Origin of the sequence: Chlorobium ferrooxidans DSM 13031 (genome assembly GCF_000168715.1) — a bacterium.
Classification (GTDB): Bacteria; Bacteroidota; Chlorobiia; order Chlorobiales; family Chlorobiaceae; genus Chlorobium; species Chlorobium ferrooxidans.
The window spans coordinates 15,260-39,799 of the sequence record NZ_AASE01000018.1; the positions used below are offsets into that span (position 1 = coordinate 15,260).

General features: G+C 50.4%; 12 protein-coding genes and 1 riboswitch. Of the genes, 6 read left to right on the top strand and 6 right to left on the bottom strand.

Translation table 11 applies throughout. The features are described 5' to 3' along the window. Positions 1–139 precede the first annotated feature (139 nt). The gene (gene radC / locus CFERDRAFT_RS08740) at positions 140–811 is read left to right on the top strand and encodes a RadC family protein (protein ID WP_006366858.1); all 672 of its coding nucleotides are present in this window, start codon (positions 140–142) and stop codon (positions 809–811) included. Positions 812–823: 12 nt separating this feature from the next. Here radC and CFERDRAFT_RS08745 read toward each other — a convergent pair whose 3' ends face one another. From CFERDRAFT_RS08745 to CFERDRAFT_RS12395, 3 genes are all read right to left on the bottom strand, one after another. Further along, on the bottom strand, positions 824–1,081 hold the full coding sequence (locus CFERDRAFT_RS08745) for a cold-shock protein (protein WP_006366859.1): 258 nt from the start codon (positions 1,079–1,081) through the stop codon (positions 824–826). Positions 1,082–1,289: 208 nt separating this feature from the next. Then, positions 1,290–6,473 carry a VCBS domain-containing protein gene (locus tag CFERDRAFT_RS08750; protein WP_083791484.1) on the bottom strand — a complete coding sequence of 1,728 codons (5,184 nt, stop codon included), beginning with the start codon at positions 6,471–6,473 and terminating at the stop codon, positions 1,290–1,292. Positions 6,474–7,114: 641 nt separating this feature from the next. Then, positions 7,115–15,838 carry a VCBS domain-containing protein gene (locus CFERDRAFT_RS12395; protein ID WP_006366861.1) on the bottom strand — a complete coding sequence of 2,908 codons (8,724 nt, stop codon included), beginning with the start codon at positions 15,836–15,838 and terminating at the stop codon, positions 7,115–7,117. A 488-nt stretch (positions 15,839–16,326) separates the two neighbouring features. Between CFERDRAFT_RS12395 and CFERDRAFT_RS08765 the strand changes: the two genes are divergently transcribed. The 3 genes from CFERDRAFT_RS08765 (at position 16,327) to serS (ending at position 18,894) form a co-directional block, all read left to right on the top strand. Then, the gene (locus tag CFERDRAFT_RS08765) at positions 16,327–17,058 is read left to right on the top strand and encodes an SDR family oxidoreductase (protein ID WP_006366862.1); all 732 of its coding nucleotides are present in this window, start codon (positions 16,327–16,329) and stop codon (positions 17,056–17,058) included. 69 nt (positions 17,059–17,127) lie between these two features. Then, positions 17,128–17,586, top strand: coding sequence for a GatB/YqeY domain-containing protein (locus CFERDRAFT_RS08770; protein WP_040433588.1), 459 nt, complete (start codon positions 17,128–17,130; stop codon positions 17,584–17,586). 18 nt (positions 17,587–17,604) lie between these two features. Continuing rightward, entirely contained in the window at positions 17,605–18,894 is a 1,290-nt protein-coding gene (gene serS, locus CFERDRAFT_RS08775; protein ID WP_006366868.1) for a serine--tRNA ligase, read from the top strand. Positions 18,895–18,929: 35 nt separating this feature from the next. On the opposite strand, the gene metX is transcribed toward serS, so the two are convergent. Further along, the gene (gene metX / locus CFERDRAFT_RS08780) at positions 18,930–20,006 is read right to left on the bottom strand and encodes a homoserine O-acetyltransferase MetX (RefSeq protein ID WP_006366869.1); all 1,077 of its coding nucleotides are present in this window, start codon (positions 20,004–20,006) and stop codon (positions 18,930–18,932) included. Next, complete coding sequence (locus CFERDRAFT_RS08785) at positions 20,003–21,307, bottom strand: O-acetylhomoserine aminocarboxypropyltransferase/cysteine synthase family protein (RefSeq protein ID WP_040433580.1); 1,305 nt, start codon at positions 21,305–21,307, stop codon at positions 20,003–20,005. The genes metX and CFERDRAFT_RS08785 overlap by 4 nt, the downstream gene beginning before the upstream one ends. A gap of 116 nt (positions 21,308–21,423) precedes the next feature. Beyond that, positions 21,424–21,539, bottom strand: a riboswitch (SAM riboswitch). Between the two features lie 104 nt (positions 21,540–21,643). On the opposite strand from CFERDRAFT_RS08785, the gene rsmB reads away from it, so the two are divergent. Together rsmB and xerD are read left to right on the top strand one after the other, a co-directional pair. Next, on the top strand, positions 21,644–22,987 hold the full coding sequence (gene rsmB, locus CFERDRAFT_RS08790) for a 16S rRNA (cytosine(967)-C(5))-methyltransferase RsmB (protein WP_006366871.1): 1,344 nt from the start codon (positions 21,644–21,646) through the stop codon (positions 22,985–22,987). Then, positions 22,984–23,898, top strand: a complete 915-nt coding sequence (xerD, locus tag CFERDRAFT_RS08795) for a site-specific tyrosine recombinase XerD (RefSeq protein WP_006366872.1) — start codon at positions 22,984–22,986, stop codon at positions 23,896–23,898. The genes rsmB and xerD overlap by 4 nt, the downstream gene beginning before the upstream one ends. Before the next feature lie 33 nt (positions 23,899–23,931). On the opposite strand, the gene CFERDRAFT_RS08800 is transcribed toward xerD, so the two are convergent. After that, the gene (locus CFERDRAFT_RS08800; RefSeq protein ID WP_006366873.1) at positions 23,932–24,381 is read right to left on the bottom strand and encodes a DUF2721 domain-containing protein; all 450 of its coding nucleotides are present in this window, start codon (positions 24,379–24,381) and stop codon (positions 23,932–23,934) included. Positions 24,382–24,540 lie beyond the last annotated feature (159 nt).

The window sequence follows — 24,540 nt, forward strand, 5'->3', positions numbered from 1 at the left end:
ACCTCATCTTCCCGCCAACAAATCAACAACGGTATTGACACAAATCTGCTTTTGTGTCTAACTCATTTTCTGTACCTTAAAATATTACACTTATTATACTCTTGCGCACTAATACAGATTAATATTACTATAGTCAACTATGCGAATCCACGATCTGGACCCGGAGAACAGGCCCCGGGAACGTTTTCTCACCACCGGACCGGCCTCACTCAGCCCAGCTGAGCTTCTGGCGATTATCCTGCGATCAGGTACAAAAAATCATAACATCGTCGATACCTGCAATGAGCTGATTGCACGGGTCGGGCTTGAAAAGCTGAGCGATTTAACTCTGAGTGAGCTTCAGAAAACCAGGGGAATAGGAGAGGCGAAAGCCATGCAGATTATGGCAATCTTTGAACTGAACAGACGGCTGCACTACAGTCGAAACCAGAATAAAAAAATTCAGGCAGCACGGGATGTATTTGAATATATGGCAGGGCGGATTCCCGACGAGAAAAAAGAGCACCTCTTTGTTCTGCACCTGAACACAAAAAACCAGATCATCAAAAGCGAGCTGGTCTCTGTCGGGACATTGAACGCATCACTTATCCACCCCAGAGAGGTGTTTAAAGCAGCAATAAGGGAGAGTGCCCATGCAATCATTGTCGTACATAACCACCCGTCAGGAGATGTTGAACCAAGCAATGCCGACCGGCAGGTTACCGCTCTCCTCAAAGAGGCGAGCGCACTTATCCAGATCGATCTCCTTGATCACATCATCATTGGCAATACAGGCTGGTTCAGCTTCAGGGAGAACTCCCTGCTTGCATAAAACAGGAGCACGTTAGCCATATGACTGAATCTGCGGATGCTGCTCCTCTGACTGACTGATACCGGAAATATCGCGAACATTCTTTGCCTGTAATCCTTTCTGGGTTGTATCAAGCTCGAAATCCACTTCGGCATCCTGGTTGAGGACCTTGAAGCTCTGTTCTGAAAGAATGGCTGAAAAATGAACGAAAATATCCTCACCGCCATCCGGATTCAAAATAAAGCCATAGCCCTTTTTGCCGTCAAACCATTTCACTTTACTGATTGCCATGATAAAAAGTGTGCTTTATCATTATGAGGAAAAATCCATTCCATTTTTTCGTCCGCCATACACTTTGTATTATAAAGGGAATATACACAAACCCACACCAAACCCTCACAAACCCGCAGTAATCACTATAATATTACATCATTATATTGATATAACAAAAATATTTCACATAAAACATAGAAACAATACCCGGCAAACCAGACGTTGCTCAGGAGATAATCGAAATATCCGTATAGAGCAGTGCGGGGTGCGCTGTTGTGCCGATAAGCGCAACAAGTCGTGCGTTTGCACTTCCATTACCATCATCATCATAATACAGGTTGCCTGTTGCTGTATCGTAAATGATTCTGTCGTCACTGTCATGACCAACCGTTGCTCCGGCTTCTGACCAAAATTCTGCAGAGCTGAGCAAACCACCCGCAGAGCTGGTTATCCCGGTAAAGCTCCCTTTGCTGAATGCAAGAACATCTGAACCCGACTGAAAGTCAATAATGGTATCTTTATTGACTACCGGTTGTAGCTGATAAGTAAAGACAAAGCTATCAGCTCCCGATCCTCCGGTAAAAGTATCACAATAGGCTGTTCCTGTTAACGTATTGCTTCCCGCATTTCCGGTCAGGAGAAGGCCGTTCAACACTCCGGATGCATCAATATTGAGTGTTGCTGTACCGGTAGCTGTCACGCGTTCAATCCCCGTGTCGCCGGCATAAAGGGTCAGGGTATCATTTGCTATTGTTGAACCAAACCGCACATCATCACTGCCTGTTGTTCCTGTATCGGAAAATTCGGCAGACAAGTGCTCATCAGCAGAGAAGATGTGATAGATATCCGAACCATTTCCGCCGTTGAGCAGATCTGTCCCTTTTCCTCCATAAAGAACGTCGTTATAGGTTGTACCGGTCAATTTATTGGCTCCGGCATTTCCGGTAATAACAATCGGATTCAAAACTGCTGATGCATCAACATCCAGGGAGGTAGTCCCGGTAGTCACTCCACTAATCCCAACTCCCGTACCAATCACAACACGCTCTATGCCTGTATCCCCGGCAAAGAGGGTCAAGGTATCATGTTCAATTGTTGAGGCAAAGCGGACTTCATCAGAACCAGTGGTTCCGGTATCTGCAAATTCGGCGGCTAAATGATCTCCTGCCCTATTGACGATATAGAAATCCCCGGCATTTCCGCCATTCAGATAATTCAGTGCTGCGCTGCCGATAAGCACATCATTACCGGAACCACCAACAGCTCTTTCAATCGTGCAGTCAAAAGCAATAGCTACATTCTCAGTCATACCGCCTAAAGAGGAGTAGGTGCCTGGGTTCAGATTGATAATCTGTTGTGTTGTATAGCCGGAGCAATCAATGGTATCCATGCCGCCTGCATCCCAGATGGTAAAAATTGGCGTCGCATTGGAGGTGAAGTCATAAATCGGCCGTTCGGCATCAGTTGAAGCGAGATTGCAATTGAATCCATATATGGTATCCCCGGTGCGGGTTACCGTATCAGCACCATGCAAAGCCTGAATGGCAGCAATATCATAGAGCATCGGGGTCTGGGGAAATATAAAAGAGGAATAGGTGCCATCCGGATACCAGCCATACCCTGGCAGATATCCCCCGAAATAGGACATAACCGTATATTTACGATTATCCTCCGCGAACGCTGCGTTATTCTGATAGGTAATAGTACCGCCATTTCCTGCATCGTATACGCCGGGATGAGAGAGACCCAGAGCATGTCCGATCTCATGGATCATGGTAAACAAGCCATAACTTCCCAGACTCATTCCGATATCACTATTGGAGCTCCAGGCAGAGCTTAACCAGATCTGTTCTGCGGTTATGGAAAAGCTTTGGGTTACCGTATCCACGGTACCAAAACTTATGGTATAGGTCCCCCCTCCGGTGTTACTCGAATAGTTCAGCGTAATATTGGCTGATGGGTCTGCGATTTGAACCAGCCGATGGTCAGCTCCCGATGATTTGGCCATGATATCATCAAGCAGCTGAAAAGAGAGCCGGGCGGTTGCAACCTGGAGCGCTGACATCTGAACCAGACTGGTACCTCCTTCTGAAGGGGTATAACCGTCCACATTGGTCGGTGTTCCTTCATTGATTGCATAGGAAATTGAGGTTAAATCAGCCGGCCAGGTAAAGGTATAACCGGTAAGTCCGCTACCCCATGACGTGGTAAGTTGTGTAACAATCTGGCTCGTAGTCAAGGCATCATTCGTGCCCGTTATCGTTACCGTTACGATCTCCGTCGTGCCATCCATTGTCGATACCGTAAAACTCTCTGTGAGGGTATCTCCAGCATTCAGCTCATCGAAGGCACTGTTGGCTGCATAACTCCACAGTCCGGCAGCATCGATGCTGAAACTGCCATTGATGCCTCCGGTATCGGTCTGAACCACAAAGAGAGCCGGATTATCTACATCAGTAACCGAAAGATGGCCCGTTGCCGTGATCGGCACATTGGTCTCGTCTACACTTGCACTGAAATCACCGGTTATCACCGCCGCATCATTCGTTCCCATTATCGTCAACATCACGATCTGTGACGTCCCGTCTGCACTCTCTACAATAAAACTCTCAACGAGCGAATCTCCATCATTCAAATAGTCGAACGCACTGTTGGCGGAATAACTCCAAAGTCCATCACTATCGATACTGAAGCTGCCATTGAAGCCTGCATTATCAGTCTGAATAAGAAAGATAGCCGGATTATCTAAATCGGTCACGGTAAGATGACCCGTGGCCGTGCTTGCCTCATTAGTCTCGGCTACAGTGGCACTGAAATCACCGGTTATTACCGCTGCATCGTTCGTGCCGTTTATCGTTACGGTTACCACTTCCGATGTGCCGTCTGCCGTCGTTACCGTGAAGCTCTCCGTCACGCTGCTGTCCACATTCAGACCATCAAACGCACTGTTTGCACTGAAAATCCATACTCCATCGGTCCCGATACTGAATGTGCCGTTTGTTCCCGCTACATCCGTCTGCGCTATAAAGGCCGATGAGCTATCGACGTCCGTCGCATGCAACGTACCCGTCGCCGTTATCATCGCATCACTCTCATCCTCACTGGCATGTAAGCTCCCCGTTATCACGGCTGCGTCATTCGTACCCGTTATCGTCACCGTCACCAGATCACTTGTCCCGTCTATAGTCGTTACCGCAAAACTTTCTGTAAGCGTATCACCGACATTCAGATTATCAAAGGCACTGCTGGCCCTGAAATCCCAGGCTCCGTCTATACCGATACTGAAGAGACCAAGAGTTCCCTTTGTGCCGCTCTGTGCCACAAAAGCAAACGGGCTGTCTATATCGCTCACCGTAAGCGTGCCGTTTGCTGTTATTGGCGCATCCGTTTCGGCGACACTGGCACTGAAATTACCCGTCACAACAGAGGCATCATCGGTTCCCGTTATGATCACCGTCACCAACTCCGACGTACCGTCTACTGTCGATACCGAGAAGCTTTCCGTTACCGTTTCACCGACCTTCAGGCTGTCAAAGGCACTGTTTGCCCTGTAACTCCATGCTCCGTCCATTCCGATACTGAACGTACCCGTCAACCCCGTAATACCGTTTTGTGCTACAAAGATAGAAGGGTTATCCATGTCCATTGCTCTCAACCTTCCAGTGAGCGAAACTGCGGTATTCGTCTCAAATACCGTGGGGCTCAAATCACCCGTTATTATTGCCGCATCATTCGTACCCGTTATCGTAACCGACACAACCTGCGATGTACCATCCGAAGTGAATACTGAAAAGAGATCCTTTACCTTGCCGCCGACATTCAATCCGTCGAACGCACTGTTCGCTGTGTAGCTCCAGACGCCATCCGTTCCGATACTGAATGTTCCTGTCCGCCCCTTGCTGTCACTCTGCGCGACAAAGGCGGCCGGGTTATCAACATCATTAACCAGTAACCTGCCCATAACCGTCATGGCCGCATTCGTCTCGACGTAACTCGCACTTGAGTCACCGGTTATGACCGCTGCGTCATTCGTACCTGCTATCGTCACCGTTACCAACCCGGAGGTACCGTCAATTGTCGATGCCGTAAAGCTCTCCGTGAGGGTATCACCAATATTCAGGCTGTCAAACGCACTGCCTGCCCTGTAACTCCATGCACCGTCACTACCCATATCGAATACGCCGTACATGCCTTTAATGCCGCTCTGTGCTGAAAATATGGCCGGGTTATCTATATCGACCGCAGAAAGCCTGCCCGTTACCGCTATCAGAGCATTCGTCTCCAATACCGTTGCATTGAAGTCGCCAGAAATAACCGCAACATCGTTCGTGCCGGTTATGGTCACCGTCACCACTTCCGTCATACCATCCACGGTCGAAACCGTAAAGGACTCTTTTACGGTTTCGCCAACATTCATGCCGTCAAACGCACTGTTTGCTGTAAAGTTCCACAACCCGTCCGCTCCGATACTGAATATCCCCGTACTCCCTACCCTGCCGTTCTCTGCAACAAAGGGAAGTGGGTTGGAGGCAACCGAAAGATTACCCGTAGCTGTAATAACAGCATTCGTTTCCAGCGCACTTGCATTGATGTCGCCCGTTATGATTGCAACACTCTTGTTACCTGATGACGACAATACCGGTAAACTTTCAGCAACTGAACCGCCGGCTGGCAGAATTTCGTTTGTACCGGTTATCGTAACACGCACCACTTCAGTAGTCCCGTCGGCCGCAGTAACAATAAAGCTGTCGGTCAGGGACTCTCCTTCGTTGAGTTCATCAAAGGCACTGTTGGCTATGTAGCTCCAAAGTCCGGATTCATCAATACTGAATTTGCCATGAATACCTTCAGTCTCTATCTGAGCAACAAAGAGTGAAGGATTATCGATATCAGTTACAGCAAGCTGACCCGTTGCCGTGAGAGCCTCATCCGTTTCGGCGATAGTGGTGCTGACATCTCCACTAATTACCGCAGCATCATTGGTGCCGGTTATTTGCACCCTTTCAACCTGCGTTTTACCGTCTGTCAACGTTACGCTAAAGCGTTCCGGTATCGACTCCCGGACATTCAGTGAGTCAAACGCACTGTTTGCCGTATAACTCCAAACGCCGTTCGTCCCGATAGTAAAGGTTCCGGTACGGCCGACGTTGTCAGCCTGTTTAATAAACGACATCGGACTCTCGTTGCCCTTTATCATCAACATACCTCCGGTCGATAACGAAACGTTCGTCTCCTCAATAATCGCCCGGTTCATCCCGAAGTTGCCCGTATGGTCATGCCTGATATGGCCTGGAGCATCCGAGTTATCATGATAATGATGCCATCCATAATTTGAATGGCTCCGCTCAGCAACATTGCTCATGTTCGAGTTGCCATGTTGCGTTTTACCGGATAAAAGCGTTTTGTCCATGATGATGTATTGCTTTGGGCGCTCTGAAAAATGAACTTGTAGCGTAATTCGATCTTTACTGCTAAAAAATCCCTGCCTGCCATACCGGCAACAGTATAAAAGCTGTTCACATAAGTTGTTTTCATCATGAATCCATCAAGCGCTCATCAATACCTCCTGCGGCACCCCGCATTGAAGAAAACCAGGGTATAACCACCTTTTTCATCATCACTTTTCATGGCAAACAGATAACCCAAATCGGGAACACATAAAAATAATCAATAAAAACACCATAATTACACCGCACTACAGAGTAAAAAAATAACCGGAAATCGTACTGAAACCGACAACGATGCACGACCTATTCCGGTTATCTCAAAAACAGTTATCCGAACCGCCTGCTCAAACCACGCAAAGAGTACTGCCGCTCAACGCATGCACATGATCGACTCTCAGTAAATAAATAATAAAGCTTTCAATGTTAACAGCGTGTTAACAGTTTACCGACAAACGTCTCTCTGATTCATTAAAGCTCCCCTCTATTGACAAAAAATATCTTATACCGGTCTGGCCTCCTGATCGCTGCGTCAGTCATCATGTATACTCTTCATTGGCCCACTTCTTTCAAGCAAACCATCTCAGTCAACTTCCAGTAAATCCCGTCAGATCACAGTAAAGTCTGTGTGATCAATGTCCGTAGGTACCCCGGTAAGTACAGCAATCTGTACCGCATCACCCAATCCATCTCCATCGGCATCATAGAACAACTCTCCGGTGGCATCATTGTAGATGATCCGGTCGTCACCATCCTGGGCTTCAGACCCAACATAAAATGCAGCAGCACTCAATTCTCCAGTAGAGGTCAAAGCATCAAAAACAGATGACGAAAGATGAATTGTGTCATCATCATGATTGAAGTCAATGATCGTATCAACATTGTTGTATGGGTCAGGTACGGTATCAAAGACAAAAATATCATGACCCTCTCCACCGGTTAAAGTGTCATTACCCAATCCTCCGTTGATGGAGTCATCACCTTCAAGAGCATCAATGGAATCACTGCCATCCAGACCTAAGATCCTGTCTGCAATATCAGAACCAACCAATTCATCATCTCCGGAGGTACCCGAAACCGACTCATACGTGCCGGTTATCGTCACCGTCAAGATCTGAGAATTACCATCATCTGTTCCGACAATAAAGGTATCAATGATTGTAGCTCCAGGATTCAGGTCGTTGTAGACATCAAAGGCCGTATAGCTCCATTCTCCAGCGGTATTTATGCTGAATGTACCCAAACCATATTGCCCCGAGTCCTCCTGCGGAATAAAGCTTGGCACGGGGTCACTATCAACATCATCAACTTCGAGCACACCGGTTGTCGTCAGCACCGCATCCGTTTCATATATGGTCGAACTGCTGTTACCGGTAATGGTTGACAAGTCATCCGTACCCGTTATCGTCACAGTTACGAGCTGGGACAAAGTGCTACTGCCTTCGATAGCATAAACAGTGAAACTATCGGTATATGGCGTGTCAAGTACAAACTCGTTATGAGCAGTGTCCATCGTGTATGTCCACTCGCCGTTCGTGCCGATGCTGAACTTACCATAGCCATTGTTTCCTGCTACATTCGTCTGATTCCCAAAGGTGCCTGAAGCTCCGTTAACAGTCAGGGTGCCGGTTGTACTCTCCGCGGCATCAGTTTCGACCAGTGCCCCTGTTATATCACCAGTGACGATTGGCACCACCACATCACTCGTTCCGGTTATTGTCACTGTAACAACCTGCGTTGTACCGTCGGCTGTTGATACCGTTATGCTGTCCGTATATGTCACACCCGCTTCAAACTCATCGTGCGCACTATTTGTCGTATATGTCCACTCTCCATTCGTGCCTATGCTGAAGGTGCCGTAGCCATGGTTTCCAGCTCCACTCTGCGCTGTAAACAGGTTAGCAGTACCGTCGACGTCTGTTGATGTCAAGGTGCGTGTCACACTCAAAACCGCATCCGTCTCCGTGAGGCTCGCTGTGCTCGTGCCGGCTATAACCGCAGCATCGTTCGTACCGGTTATCGTTACGGTCACAACTTGAGAGGTGGTGTTACTTCCTTCGGTTGCATAAACAGTGAAACTGTCGGTATAGGGCTGGCCAAGTACAAACTCGTTATGAGCATTGTCCATCGTGTATGTCCACTCGCCGTCCGAGCCGATACTGAACTTACCATAGCCATGGTTTCCTGCAATATTACTCTGGGCACCAAAAGTCGGCAATATAGCCCCGGCATCCTGATCCGAAACTGTTAAAGTACCCGTCACACTCAAGGCCGTATCCGTCTCCGTCAGACCGGCACTGATAACTCCGCCAATCACAGCAGGATCATCCTTGTCGTCTACTGATACAGTAACCGCCTGCGTCGTGTCATTCGAGCCGTCGTTGGCTATCACGTTAAAGCTGTAGCTCGCTTTCGTTTCATAATCCGCCGACGTTTTTAACGTCACCGCACCGGTAGTACTGTTGATATCAAGAAGTGTTGCATCGGTACCGCTCAATGTATAGGTTCGGGTTGCGGAATCTACATCTGTCGTTGTCGCAGTATAGATAACCGTTGACGTAGGAGCATTCTCATCAACGCTGCCACTCATACCACTCGTAAATACCGGAGCATCATTAGTGCCGTTTATCGTTATAGTCACAACAGTTGAAGTGCCGTCAGCGGTTACTACATTGAAACTGTCAACCTGAGAGGATCCTGCAGCAAGGGAATCAAACGCTTCATTTGCAGTATAACTCCAAACACCATTCGAGCCGATATTGAACAAGCCGTAATCGCCATACAGCGGCTGCGATGGTGCAATCACAGCATTCGAACTATCGACGTCGGTTACCGTCAAGGTGCCGCCTGTTGTTATTGCCGCATCCGTCTCGACCACACTTGAATTGAAGTTTCCGCTAAAGGTCGCGGCATCGTTCGTGCCTGTAATGGTCACCGTCACTACTGCTACTGTGCTGGCTGTAGTCTGAACAGTAAAGCTGTCCGTTACACTTGTTCCGACATTCAGCTCATTAAACGCACTGTTCGCCGTGTACGTCCACTCGCCGTTCGTGCCTATGCTGAACGTGCCGTTTCCGTTCGTTCCCGTTCCTGTCGTCGCTATAAATGCCGATGATCCATCCACAGTGGCAGAATTCAGGATACCACCGGTCGTAATCGGTGAATCCGTTTCCGATACAAGCGATGTATCAACTCCCTGGGTGTAAGCCGGGTCATAGGTGCCGTGTATCGTCACCGTCACCAACTGGCTGGCTGAGCCGTCACTGCTTACTGCCGTAAAGCTGTCGGTCAGGGAAGCTCCATAGGCAAGCGTCTGAATCGTAGTATTCGCATTCAAGGCCGTGTAGGTCCAGTTTCCGTCGGCCGCCAAGGTGAATGTACCATAAAGCCCGGCGACGCTGGGACGTGCAGTAAAGACTGACTCACCGGTATCAGGATCGCTTGCTGTGAGTAAACCATTGGTAACCAGTGTGTTTTGTGGGGTGACCGAAACATCTTCCGTCACCGACCCCGTGCTCGTGCCCGCTATCGATGCATTATCATTCGAGCCTGATATTATTACTGTCACCACTGTTGGTGTATGATCAGCAGTTTCAACTGTAAAGCTGTCAGTATAGGTGTGGCCAGATACAAACTCGTTGTGTGCACTGCTCATCGTATAGCTCCAGGCCCCATCAGTATCTATACTGAACGTACCATATGTTCTGGCGACACCACTCTGCGATATGAACAGGTTATCCGTGCCATCAACATCAGCAGAATTCAACAAGCCCATAACGCTCTGGATAGCATTTGTCTCCGTAAGGTAACCGGTACTAATACCGTCGATAACCGCTACATCATTCGTGCCGGTTATCGTTACCGTCACCACTTTTGTTGTGTGATCAGCGGTCTCTACCGTAAAGCTGTCCGTATACGTTTGACCATCTATAAACTCGTTGTGCGCAGTGTACGCCGTGTACGTCCAGACACCGTTTGTTCCGATGCTGAACGTGCCGTAGCCATTATTTCCGGCTACTCCACTCTGCAATATGAACAGGTTAGCAGTTCCGTCGATATCCGTTGAGGCCAAGGCACCTGTAGCACTCAACACGATATCACTTTCCGTCAGGCTCGCAGTGCTCGTGCCGCTTATGACTGCCGCGTCGTTCGTGCCGGTTATCGTTACCGTCACCACTTGTGTTGTATGGTCAGCTGTCTCTACCGTAAAGCTGTCCGTATACGTCTGACCAGCCACGAGCTCATCATGCGCTCCGTTCATAAGATAGTTCCATGCCCCATTCGTACCGACGCTGAACGTACCATATGTTCTGGAGACACCACTTTGCGATATAAACAGATTATCGGTACCGTCAACATCCGTTGAGGTCAACGTACCCGTCGCACTCTGTACAGCATTCGTCTCGGTCAGAAACGCAGAACTCTGCCCATCTATGACTGCCGCGTCGTTCGTGCCGGTTATCGTTACCGTTACCACTTCCGACGTGCCGTCTACCGTCGTTACCGTGAAGCTTTCCGTCACGCTCGTTCCGACATTCAGCTCATTAAACGCACTGTTCGCCGTGTACGTCCACTCGCCGTTCGTGCCTATGCTGAACGTGCCGTTCGTTCCCGCTACTGCCGTCTGCGCTACAAAGGCCGATGAGCTATCGACGTCCGTCGCACTCAACGTGCCCGTCGCCGTTATCGCCGCATTCGTCTCCGAGACGCTCGCACTGCTCGTGCCGCTTATGACTGCCGCGTCGTTCGTGCCGGTTATCGTTACCGTTACCACTTCCGACGTGCCGTCTACCGTCGTTACCGTGAAGCTTTCCGTCACGCTCGTTCCGACATTCAGCTCATTAAACGCACTGTTCGCCGTGTACGTCCACTCGCCGTTCGTGCCTATGCTGAACGTGCCGTTCGTTCCCGCTACTGCCGTCTGCGCTACAAAGGCCGATGAGCTATCGACGTCCGTCGCACTCAACGTGCCCGTCGCCGTTATCGCCGCATTCGTCTCCGAGACGCTCGCACTGCTCGTGCCGCTTATGACTGCCGCGTCGTTCGTGCCGGTTATCGTTACCGTTACCACTTCCGACGTGCCGTCTACCGTCGTTACCGTGAAGCTTTCCGTCACGCTCGTTCCGACATTCAGCTCATTAAACGCACTGTTCGCCGTGTACGTCCACTCGCCGTTCGTGCCTATGCTGAACGTGCCGTTCGTTCCCGCTACTGCCGTCTGCGCTACAAAGGCCGATGAGCTATCGACGTCCGTCGCACTCAACGTGCCCGTCGCCGTTATCGCCGCATTCGTCTCCGAGACGCTCGCACTGCTCGTGCCGCTTATGACTGCCGCGTCGTTCGTGCCGGTTATCGTTACCGTTACCACTTCCGACGTGCCGTCTACCGTCGTTACCGTGAAGCTTTCCGTCACGCTCGTTCCGACATTCAGCTCATTAAACGCACTGTTCGCCGTGTACGTCCACTCGCCGTTCGTGCCTATGCTGAACGTGCCGTTCGTTCCCGCTACTGCCGTCTGCGCTACAAAGGCCGATGAGCTATCGACGTCCGTCGCACTCAACGTGCCCGTCGCCGTTATCGCCGCATTCGTCTCCGAGACGCTCGCACTGCTCGTGCCGCTTATGACTGCCGCGTCGTTCGTGCCGGTTATCGTTACCGTTACCACTTCCGACGTGCCGTCTACCGTCGTTACCGTGAAGCTTTCCGTCACGCTCGTTCCGACATTCAGCTCATTAAACGCACTGTTCGCCGTGTACGTCCACTCGCCGTTCGTGCCTATGCTGAACGTGCCGTTCGTTCCCGCTACTGCCGTCTGCGCTACAAAGGCCGATGAGCTATCGACGTCCGTCGCACTCAACGTGCCCGTCGCCGTTATCGCCGCATTCGTCTCCGAGACGCTCGCACTGCTCGTGCCGCTTATGACTGCCGCGTCGTTCGTGCCGGTTATCGTTACCGTTACCACTTCCGACGTGCCGTCTACCGTCGTTACCGTGAAGCTTTCCGTCACGCTCGTTCCGACATTCAGCTCATTAAACGCACTGTTCGCCGTGTACGTCCACTCGCCGTTCGTGCCTATGCTGAACGTGCCGTTCGTTCCCGCTACTGCCGTCTGCGCTACAAAGGCCGATGAGCTATCGACGTCCGTCGCACTCAACGTGCCCGTCGCCGTTATCGCCGCATTCGTCTCCGTCACGCTCGCACTGCTCGTGCCGCTTATGACTGCCGCGTCGTTCGTGCCGGTTATCGTTACCGTTACAACCTTCGACGTACCGTCTGCAGTCGTCACCGTTATGCTGTCCGTATAGGTCTGGCCGCCTACGAACTCGTTATGCGCACTGTTTGCCGTATACGTCCACACGCCGTTCGTGCCGATACTGAACGTGCCATAGTTATTATTTCCCGATACCCCACTCTGCGCCGTAAACAGATTCGCCGTGCCGTCCACATCCGTCGACGTCAACGTACCTGTCGCACTCAGCGCAGCATTCGTCTCCGTCACGCTTACCGCACTCGTGCCGCTTATCACCGCTGCATCGTTCGAGCCAGTTATCGTTACCGTTACCACCTTCGTCGTCCCATCAGCACTTGAGACCGTGAAACTGTCGGTATAGCTCTGACCTGCTGCAAACTCGTTATGTGCACCGTTAGTCGAATAATTCCAAAGGCCATTCGTGTCGATGCTGAAGGTGCCATAACCATTACTTCCTGCTACAGCATTCCGGGCAACAAAAGTTTCAGGACTATCCAGGTCAGTGACAATCAGGGTACCCGTCGCGGTAAGGATAACATCCGTCTCCGTCAGGTTCGCTGTGCTGGTACCCGTTATAACCGCATTTGATACATCATCGTCATCGTGATGATGGTGATGATGGTGACCGCCATGACCATCATGATCACCGTGACCATCATGATCTCCATGACCATCATGATCTCCATGACCATCATGATCTCCATGACCATCATGATCTCCATGACCATCATGATCTCCATGACCATCATGATCTCCATGACCATCATGATCTCCATGACCATCATGACCACCGTAACCATCATGATCTCCATGACCATCATGATCTCCATGACCATCATGACCACCGTAACCATCATGATCTCCATGACCATCATGACCACCGTAACCATCATGACCACCGTGACCATCATGATCTCCATGACCATCATGACCATCATACGTGCCAACCGTTGTCACCGTGACGACGTGTGATGTCCCGTCTGCGGTCGTCACTGTAATGCTGTCGGTATAGCTCTGGCCTCCGACAAACTCGTTGTGAGCGCTGTTGGCCGTGTACGTCCACACGCCATTCGTGCCGATAGTAAACACTCCGAATCCATTAGTTCCCGGGGCGGTCTGCGCTGTAAAGAGGTTTGCAGTACCATCCAAGTCTGAAGAACTCAATGTTCCTGTCGCAGTCAAAGCAGCATTACTTTCAGTCAGACTGACACTGCTCGTGCCGCTTATCACCGCCGCATCATTGGTACCGGTCATTGTCACCGTTACCACTTTCGGCGTTCCGTCTGCGGTCGTCACCGTTATGCTGTCCGTATAGCTCTGGCCTCCGACAAACTCGTTGTGTGCGCTGTTTGCCGTATACGTCCACACACCGTTCGTGCAGATACTGAACTTGCCGTAACCTCCGGTTCCAACGACATTGGTCTGTGCAACAAAAGCGGCTGAACTGCTGTCGATGTCTGTCGCACTCAACGTACCGGTTGCAGTCAGAACAGCATCCGTTTCCGTCAGGCTCGCCGTGCTCGTGCCGCTTATCACCGCCGCATCATTGGTGCCCGTCATTGTTACGGTTACAACCTTCGACGTACCATCAGCAGTCGTCACCGTTATGCTGTCCGTATAGCTCTGGCCTGCACCAAACTCGTTGTGGGCACTGTTTGCCGTGTAGCTCCACACTCCGTTCGTATTAATGCTGAACTTGCCGTAACCATTATTCCCCGCAACATTAATCCGGGTAACAAAATCTGTGGAACTATCGACGTCCGTGGCACTCAACGTGCCTGTCGCACTCAACACCGCATCCGTCTCTGTCAAACTTGCCGTGCTTGTGCCGCTTATCACCGCCGCATCATTGGTACCCGTCATCGTTACCGTTACCATTTTCGGCGTTCCGTCAGCGGTCGTCACCGTTATGCTGTCCGTATAACTCTGGCCTCCAATAAACTCGTTGTGGGCACTGTTTGCCGTATAGCTCCACACGCCGTTCGTGCTGATGCTGAACGTCCCATAACCGCCTGATCCAGCAACATTACTTTGCGCCACAAAAACCGCTGAACTGTCTACGTCATTTGCACTCAGCGTGCCCGAAGCCGTCAAAACTGTGTTCGTCTCCGTAAGACTCGCCGAGCTCGTACCGCATATCACCGCCGCATCATTGGTACCGGTCATTGTCACGGTTACCAACTTCGACGTACCGTCTGCGGTCGTTACCGTTATGCTGTCCGTATAACTCTGGCCTCCGACAAACTCGTTGTGGGCAGTGTTGGCAGTGTAACTCCATACGCCGTTCGTGCCGATGCTGAACTTGCCGTATCCGCCTGTTCCGGCAACATTACTCTGAGCGACAAAAGCCGCAGAACTGTCCGAGTCCGTAGCACTCAGGGAGCCTGTCGCAGTCAGACCAGTATCCGTCTCCGTCAGACTGACACTGCTCGTACCGCTTATCACCGCAGCATCATTAGTGCCCGTCATCGTCACCGTCACGACCTGCGACGTACCGTCTGCGGTCGTTACCGTAACGCTGTCCGTATAGCTCTGGCCTCCGACAAACTCGTTATGAGCGCTGTTGGCCGTGTACGTCCACACGCCGTTCGTGCCGATAGTAAACACTCCGTACCCATTCGTGCCCGGAGCGTTCTGTGCAGTAAAGAGGTTTGCTGTACCGTCAACATCAGTGGAACTCAATGTGCCTGTCGCAGTCAAAGCAGCGTTCGTCTCTGTCAGGGTTGTTGTACTCGTACCGCTTATCACCGCAGCATCATTGGTACCCGTAATGGTCACCCTCAGCACCTGCTCTGTGCCATCGGCTGTCGTTACCGTAATGCTGTCCGTATAGCTCTGACCAGCTACAAATTCATTGTGAGCACTGTTGGTAGTATAGGTCCAACCACCGTTCCTGCGGATGGTAAATGTACCATAAGCATGATCACCCGGCACATTATACTGGGTAACAAAAGTCTCTGAACTATCTATATCATAGACATTCAAATCACCAGTTGCTTTCAGTACCGCATTCGTCTCCGTCAGGCTGGCTGTACTCGTCCCGGTAATTATCGCATTTGGTCCATCAGTAGTATTCGGCACGGCGTTTGTTTTTAGTCAAGTCGACACTCCCGGTATCCAGGATGTCTCAATTATTAATAGGCATTGTCTATGTAAGCTATCAATGCGATCCTTCGCAAAATCGCGAAACGGATATACACTAAACAGTTTATGATATTGCTCTATCCATCTTGCCACAGAAGAAAATATTACCCCTCTTTTATAAACCACTTTTAAAGGTTATAAAATTCCGGAGCTGCACGTTACAATCATCATAATCCGCTGTTAAAGTCTTCCAAAACCAGATGGTTGGCCATGTTCAAAATCTTTATGATAAAAACACTACCTTGTTACCATCTCAGACGTTATAAGGGTATATAGTTAGTAGTTAATATAACTATATTTATTCTGATCTATATATATACAGCAACTTATTTAGCCGCTTCAGACCTGCAATTACCGCCATATATTATCGTTATTACATCATTAATACATAACCCATATAAATACCCGTCAAAACCAATTCATATATGAAAAAAATCATCATTATAACCGGAGCAGGGAAGGGGATTGGGAGAGCAATTGCACTTGACTTTTCACGTGCAGCAATAGAGAAGAGCGGTTTTGAGCCAATTCTTATTCTTGTATCAAGGACAGCTTCAGATCTTGAATCTGTTGCAACTGAATGCCGGGCAAATGGAGCCGTTGCTGAACTCTTCACCATTGATATTGCAGACAAATCACAAACAGACCGGCTCGTTGAAACAACACTCAAGCGATACGGAACCATTGACTGCCTGATCAATAATGCCGGTGTCGGACGATTCAAGCCTCTCGATGAGCTTCACGAAGAGGATTTTGACTACACCATATCGACGAACCTCAAAGGAACTTTTTTCCTGACACAAAAGGTCTTTGCTGCGATGGAGAAAAACAGGTCAGGCCATATTTTCTTTATAACCTCCATTGCAGCCGAAACAGCATTTAAAAGCTCAGCGATCTACTGCATGTCGAAGTTCGGTCAAAAAGGGCTGATTGAGACGCTGCGTCTTTACGCCAGGGAGTGTAACGTCAGAATTACCAATATCATGCCGGGTGCAGTCTATACTCCAATGTGGGGCGAGCTGCCGGAGGAGATGAAATCTGTCATGATGCGACCTGAAGAGATCTCGTCAGCCCTGCTCAATGCCTACTTTCTTCCCGGCAGGACATCGGTAGAAGAGCTGGTAATCCGTCCCGTCGGCGGGGACATCAATGATTGAGTGGGAAAGCACCATTTTTTCCTGTATTTTCAGATTCTTCTTGTTGAATACAACCCATTGAAAACCACCATGAGCCTGAAAGAGACTATAGATCGGGACCTGAAGGAGTCCCTTAAAAGCGGTGCAAAAGACCGCCTCAACGCCATCCGTTCCATTCGCGCCGCACTGCTGGAAAAAGAGGTATCAATCCGCGTTGCAGGAAAAGCGTTACTGACTGATGAGCAGGAGATTGAAGTGCTGGTAAGTCTGGCAAAAAAACGGAGGGATGCCATTGAGCAGTTTACCGCAGGAAACCGCCCCGATCTTGCAGAAACAGAGCAGTCAGAACTCAAGGTAATCGAAGAGTATCTGCCCGAACCGGTTTCGGATGATGAAATAGAACGCATCATTAAAGAGATCGTCGCAAAAACCGGAGCCTCATCCATGAAAGATATCGGCCGGGTAATGGGCGAATCGATGAAAGCGCTCAAAGGCAAGGCTGACGGCACCAAGGTTCAGCAGATCGTAAAATCACTGCTTTCAGCATAACCCACTCTTTTCACCATCATGCTTGATATCAACTATATCCGCCTGAATCAGGTGGAAGTCATGAATATGCTGCACCAGCGCCAGCTGGCTGTTGAAGTGCCCAGACTCCAGGAGCTTCTTGATCTTGACAAAGAGCGCAAGGAGCTGGTTCAGCGGTCGGACGATCAGAAAGCCCTGCGCAACAAGGTTTCAAAAGAGGTGGCCGACATAAAAAAAAGCGGGCAGGGCTCTGCAGAAGAGCTGATCGTGCGGATGAAATCCGTTTCAGAAGAGATTGCCCTGATGGACAACCGGCTCAGCCAGCTTGAAGAGGAGATGGAGAGTATTCTTCTTGCACTCCCCAACAAACTCCACTCTTCGGTTCCGGCCGGAAAAAGTGCTGCAGAGAACGAGGTTTTTGGTGAACCGGTAACGTTCGTGCACAATCTTGACTTCCCGGTTAAAAATCACCTTGAACTGGGTAAATCACTCGGCATCCTTGATTTTGAAAGGGGTGCAAAGGTAAGCGGGGCAGGCTTTCCCGCCTATATGGGCAAAGGTGCCCGGCTTGAAAGGGCTCTGATCAACTTCATGCTTGACATGCATACGGAAAATCACGGCTATACCGAGGTATTTCCTCCTTTTTTTGTCAACAGGGAGTCACTGAGGGGAACCGGTCAGTGGCCGAAGTTCGCCGATCAGGTCTATCATATGCAGGAGGACGACCTCTACGCCATCCCCACCGCCGAAGTGCCGGTCACCAACCTGCACCGGGGGGAAATGCTTGACAACGGAGCTCTGCCGATCTCCTATGCTGCCTACTCCGCCTGTTTCCGTCGTGAAGCGGGCAGCTACGGCAAGGATACCCGTGGCTTCCTGAGAGTACACCAGTTCAACAAGGTGGAGATGGTAAAGTTTACCCGGCCTGAAGAGTCCTATGAAGCACTTGAACAGATTCGCAGAAACGCTGAAGCCATTCTCATTGCACTGAAAATACCCTACCGGGTTCTCCTCCTCTGCAGCGGCGATATCAGTGCCAATGCAGCGAAATGCTATGACATCGAGGTCTGGTCACCGGCGGAACAGAAATACCTTGAAGCATCAAGCTGCTCAAACTTCGAAGATTACCAGGCTCGACGCGCCAACATCCGTTTCAAACCCAATGGCAAATCAAAACCGGAGTTCGTGCACACCCTGAACGGGTCGGGGCTGGCAACATCCCGCCTTATGGTATCACTCCTTGAGCACTACCAGACAGCGGAAGGCAATATTAGAGTCCCTGAGGTGTTAAGGCACTATACCCGCTTTGACGAAATCACGGCACCGTAAATTTTCCACAGGGGCGTCTTGCGATACGCCCCTTCTCAGGCGGCGGAGTGCTCCTCCACTGCCCTTCCGTCAAGAAACTCCCTTACCATGCGGCTCACCTTTTCAACATCAATCAGAAAAGCGTCATGCCCATAGGGTTCGTCAAGGTAGAGAATGCTTGATTTTGGAATAAACCGGGCAAGCTCCTCCTGCTCCTCTTTCGGGTAGAGAACATCGGAATTGATGGAGAGAATCTCGACCGGCATCGGCATTGAGCCGAGCACCTCTTCATAGACTCCCCGGCCCCTTCCAAGATCATGCATATCCATCGCCCTGGTGAGTGTGATATAGGTATTGGCATCAAATCGCTCTACCAGTTTGCGCCCCTGATGGTGCAGATAGCTTTCCGCCTTGAAAGTTGTACCCTTCTGCAGTTCACGGCCAAACCGGGTCTGAAAGTTTTCAAAGCTGCGGTAGGTGCACATGGCCATCATTCTTGCCGCAGCAAGCCCTGCCGCAGGCGGCTGCTCCCTGGTGTACCATCCGCCATTCCAGTCACGATCAGCATAGATAGCCTGTCGCTGTGCCTCACTCTGCGCAATACACCATGCGGAGTGTCGGCCTGAAGCGCCCATTGCCATCAGCGACTGAACAACCTCAGGATAGAGCATCCCCCACTCCAGCACCTGCATCCCGCCAAGAGAGGCCCCTACCGCCAGTTTTACCCGGTCAATGCCGAGTCCAGCAAGCAGCCTGCGCTGCACATGCACCATATCCCTGATCGTAATCAGGGGGAAATCAGGCCCGTAGTTTTTACCGGTCAGCGAATTCAGTGAAACAGGACCTGTCGAACCGTAACAACTTCCGAGCACATTGCTGCAGATAATAAAATCGGTTGTTTCATCAAACGCACCCCCTCTTGAAAACATCCCCTCCCACCATCCGTCAGCATCAGCCGAACCGGTAAGAGCATGGCAGACAAGGATCACATTATCTCTCTCTGCATTGAGGGTGCCCCATGTCCTGTAGGCCACACGCAGGGAAGGCAGCTCGGCTCCAAATTCGGTGGTATATGGTTCACTTGAATCGAAAAAATGCGTTTTTCCGGAAATAACATCGGTATATGCTCTCATACGTCACCTCTCAATTGTGCAAATGCCTGTTCAAAATCAGCCTTGATATCATCAATATGTTCAATTCCCGGAGAGACCCTGACCATATCGGCAAATACGCCCGCAGACTCTTGCTCCTCTCTGGAAAGCTGCTGGTGGGTGGTTGAGGCGGGATGAATCACCAGCGTTTTGGCATCACCCACATTGGCCAGATGGCTTGCCAGCTGCACACTGTCGATAAAACCGACCGCCTGCTCGTATCCGCCCCTGATACCGAAGGTCAACACGCCGCCGAATCCGTTTTGCAGATATTTTTGTGCCAGTTCATGGGTCGGATGACTCTCAAGACCGGGATAGTTAACCCACTCTACCGCCGGGTGCGCCTCAAGCCAGCGGGCAAGCTCCATTGAGTTGTCGGCATGCCGCTGAACACGGAGCGAGAGCGTCTCCAGACCCTGCAGGAGCATAAAAGAGTTGAACGGGCTGATCGCCGGGCCGATATCACGCAGCCCCTCAACCCGGGCCTTGATGATAAAAGCAAGATCCCCGAACGTTTCATGAAATTTCAACCCGTGATAGCCCTCTGAAGGCTCACTGATCAGAGGAAACTTTCCGTTTCCCCAGTTGAAGGTTCCGCCGTCAACAATTATACCACCCATGGAGGTTCCATGTCCTCCGATCCATTTGGTCGCAGACTCCACCACAATCGAAGCTCCGTACTCAAGCGGACGGCAGAGATAGCCGGAACAGCCGAATGTATTATCAACAATCAGGGGGATGCCATGTTCAGCCGCAATGGCCGAAATCGCCTCAAAATCAGGCACATGAAAAGCCGGATTGCCGATCGATTCCAGATAGAGCGCCTTGGTACTGCTGTCGATTGCACTGCGGAATGCATCCTGGTTACACCCGTCAACAAACTTCACACCGATACCGAGCCGACGGAAAGAGACCTTGAACTGATTATAGGTACCTCCATAGAGATAACTTGAGGAGACGATATTGTCACCTGCCTGGCAGAGAGTGGCAATAGCAATAAACTGTGCCGAATGACCGCTTGCCACCGCCAGGGCAGCCTTGCCCCCTTCAAGTGCAGCAACTCGCTGCTCAAGAACATCGGTCGTCGGATTCATGAGCCGGGTATAGATATTACCGAACTCCTTCAGGGCAAAAAGGTCAGCACCGTGACGGGCACTGTCAAAAACATAGGAGGTGGTCTGATAGATAGGCACTGCTCTCGACTTTGTCGTGGGATCAGGCCTCTGACCGGCATGAACCTGCAGCGTTTCAAACTTGTATTGAGGATGCGATCGCTCTGTCATCTGTATAGCTGTTGAAAATGCCGCTAACACCCGATGAGTGAGGGGGTAATCCTGAGAGGAACAAATCGTGCGGAAAATGACTGCAATGAGGTATAAGCATACATAGGGCATGCATACCATCATCTTTCCCGACCTTTATACCGGGATGGAATTGGCACCGTTCATACTTCATTATGAATTGACGGTTGCCAAGGTTTCTCAGGGCCAGTCCCTCCACCTTTCTCGATGATAGCGTAAAATCTTGAAAAGAACATTTAGTTCGGTTAATCTACAACAGGGAATAGTATTTTACAAATCACCCGAATGGGTACAATACTCTAAAATCCACAGCTCCCGATGATTACAGCCAGAGAAACAGCACTTAATGTTCTGCAGGCCCTCGAAACAGGAAAAAAACGATCCGACCAGATACTGCACCGGACTCTGGAACAGAGTGCACTGAACCGCATTGACCGGGCACTTGCAACCGGACTGGTCAACGGAGTACTTCGCTACCGGCTTCAGCTTGATTTTATTATCAGTCGCTACTACCACCACAAACTGGAAAAAGCCGCACCGGTACTGAAAAATATTCTTCGACTCGGCCTCTATCAGATTCTTTTCCTTGACAAGGTTCCCGACTGGGCGGCAGTCAATGAATGCGTAAAACTTGCGAAAAAATATAAAGGTGACCGGATGTCAAAACTGGTCAACGGTGTTTTAAGAAAAATCACCCCGCAAAGCATAGCCCTTGATGAGTGGCTCAAGGAGAGAGAGCCCTCAGAACAGCTGGCCATAAAACACTCCCACCCGAAGTGGCTGGTTGAACGCTGGATAGCTGACTATGGCCTTAAAAAAACCGAAGCCCTCCTGACCTATAACAACCGGTTCCCGCTCTTCGGATTCAGAATCAACCGGCTGAAAACTTCAGAAGAGCAGCTTTTTTCCGATCCCCTGTTTTCCTCCGCAGCATATGAAGCGTGCGGTATTGAAAACCTCTTCATTTCGAAAGAGTTCAGCACCTTCGAGCCTGCGGTCAGCGATGGCAGGCTCACCGTCCAGAATCCGACACAGGCTCTCGCCTGCCTTCTGCTGAATCCGGTGCCGGGAAGTGCTGTTCTCGACCTCTGCGCTGCACCGGGTGGAAAATCAACCTTTATGGCTGAATTGATGGGAAATAACGGAAGCGTCACCTCACTTGATCTCTATGAACAAAAACTCCTAAAAATCACCACGCACGCTGAAGCTCTCGGCATTACCATCATTAGAACAGTGGCCGCCGACGCAAGGAGCTTCAAACCGGAAAATCGCCCCGATGCAATCCTGCTTGACGCCCCCTGCTCAGGGAGCGGCGTTGTTGGCAGGCGAACTGAACTGCGCTGGAAACTGACACCTGAAACCATTCAAGAACTGATCACCCTGCAAATGGAGCTTCTCGACCATGCCGCAGAGTTGCTTGAGGAAAACGGAGTGCTTGTCTATGCCACATGCTCCATCGAACCCGAAGAGAATGCCCTGCAGATTGAAGCGTTTCTTGAGCGGCACCCCGACTTTTCTGTGGACCCTGACAGAGGAAAAGTACCGGAACCGTTTCTGCCAAAGAGCGGCTTCAAGGGAGCCATCCTCACCCTGCCGGGAGAGTATCCGGGATTTGACGGAGGCTTCGCTCAACGGCTCCGCAAAACCGGCAAAAAACCATGAACACCCTGCATGACTCCAGCCGCAACGTGCTTGAGAGCTTCCTGAACTATATGCTCATTGAACGCAACTTTTCGGAAAACACAAGGGTCTCCTACCGCAACGATCTCGAGCGCTACCTGCTCTTCATGCAGCAAAACGCCATATCGCTCGAAAGCATTACTCCCAACCAGATCCGGGAGTTCATCACCGAACTTTACCTGACGGGACTTGAAGCAAGCTCATTGGCACGGAACATTTCAGCAATCCGCTCCCTCCACAAATTCCTGCTCTCTGAGCGCACAACCTCCATCAACCCGGCGGAAAACCTTCATCAGCCAAAACAGGCGCGATACCTGCCCACCGTCCTGACAATTGATGAAACCCTTCGCCTGCTTGAAGCTCCGCTACTGCAAAACCCGCAGAGTAAATACTTCTTGCGTGACAAAACAATAGTTGAACTCCTCTACGCAACCGGAGTAAGGGTGAGCGAACTGATCTCTATCCAGCAGCAGAACCTCTACCTTGAGGCTGGTTTTGTAAGAATCTTCGGAAAAGGATCAAAGGAGCGTCTTGTGCCGGTCGGCAGTGCGGCAACAGAGTGGATCACCCGCTACCAGCGGGAACTGCGGCAAGGACTTTCAGGGCGAAACTCCGGCGACTATCTCTTTCTCAATGCAAGGGGAAAACCGCTCTCACGCATGGCCATCTTCTCTATGGTGCGGCAATACGCCATCATTGCCGGCATTGAAAAGCAGATCAGTCCGCACACCTTCCGCCATACCTTCGCAACCCATCTGCTTGAAGGTGGCGCAGATCTGCGCGCGGTACAGGAAATGCTCGGCCACAGCTCCATATCCACAACCCAGATCTACACACATATCGACCGGTCGTTTGTCAAGGAGGTCCACAAAACCTTTCATCCGAGAGGATAGAACCAAAAAGCAGGCAGAGTGAGCGTGCCCCTCTTAATGTTTGTGACTTCTCATCTCTATTTTCAGCGCAGCAAGGGTAAGGTTCACGTCAAGCACAAAAAAGACCAGCGAGCTGCTCAAGCAGAGCATACTGAGAATAAATATGGCCGAGAGCACCAGAGGCAGGTCAAGATTGACCAGAGCGCTGAGAAAGAGCATGATAATCAAAAGCGAGGCTCCCAGGCAGGTCATGGTTGCAAGCAGAATGGCTGTACGGATGTAGCGGGCTCTTGTCCAGAGAATGGCAACCTCCTCGTTGATTCTCTGTATATGGAGGTCCGGAAATGACTCCAGATTATCAATCAGGGATCTTGAACGGTCGATGATACGACCAAGCCTGTTGGTCATGGTGAGAAGAAGAAGACCAAGACCCGAGATAAGAATCATAGGGCCGATTGCGGTCTGAAGAATAGGGACAAGCTCCCTGAAGGTGGTAATTAACATCGTATCCTGATTATTAGGCATTAAAAAACAATCGTCAACATGATATCAGGCAGCATCTCTGCCGCACATAACATTTATTGTAACTCACGATTAAAATAGAAACTAATGCTTCGCATGCAACCCTTCCGGCAAGGTTTTGCATAAACGTGACATTTCCCT

Bases quoted from the DNA above. Each gene is read 5' to 3' on its own strand.
- rsmB (WP_006366871.1), top strand. From the start codon at position 21,644: ATGATTACAGCCAGAGAAACAGCACTTAATGTTCTGCAGGCCCTCGAA.
- CFERDRAFT_RS08745 (WP_006366859.1), bottom strand. From the start codon at position 1,081: ATGGCAATCAGTAAAGTGAAATGGTTTGACGGCAAAAAGGGCTATGGC.
- CFERDRAFT_RS08750 (WP_083791484.1), bottom strand. From the start codon at position 6,473: ATGGACAAAACGCTTTTATCCGGTAAAACGCAACATGGCAACTCGAAC.
- CFERDRAFT_RS08800 (WP_006366873.1), bottom strand. From the start codon at position 24,381: ATGTTAATTACCACCTTCAGGGAGCTTGTCCCTATTCTTCAGACCGCA.
- xerD (WP_006366872.1), top strand. From the start codon at position 22,984: ATGAACACCCTGCATGACTCCAGCCGCAACGTGCTTGAGAGCTTCCTG.
- CFERDRAFT_RS08765 (WP_006366862.1), top strand. From the start codon at position 16,327: ATGAAAAAAATCATCATTATAACCGGAGCAGGGAAGGGGATTGGGAGA.
- serS (WP_006366868.1), top strand. From the start codon at position 17,605: ATGCTTGATATCAACTATATCCGCCTGAATCAGGTGGAAGTCATGAAT.
- metX (WP_006366869.1), bottom strand. From the start codon at position 20,006: ATGAGAGCATATACCGATGTTATTTCCGGAAAAACGCATTTTTTCGAT.
- radC (WP_006366858.1), top strand. From the start codon at position 140: ATGCGAATCCACGATCTGGACCCGGAGAACAGGCCCCGGGAACGTTTT.
- CFERDRAFT_RS08770 (WP_040433588.1), top strand. From the start codon at position 17,128: ATGAGCCTGAAAGAGACTATAGATCGGGACCTGAAGGAGTCCCTTAAA.
- CFERDRAFT_RS08785 (WP_040433580.1), bottom strand. From the start codon at position 21,307: ATGACAGAGCGATCGCATCCTCAATACAAGTTTGAAACGCTGCAGGTT.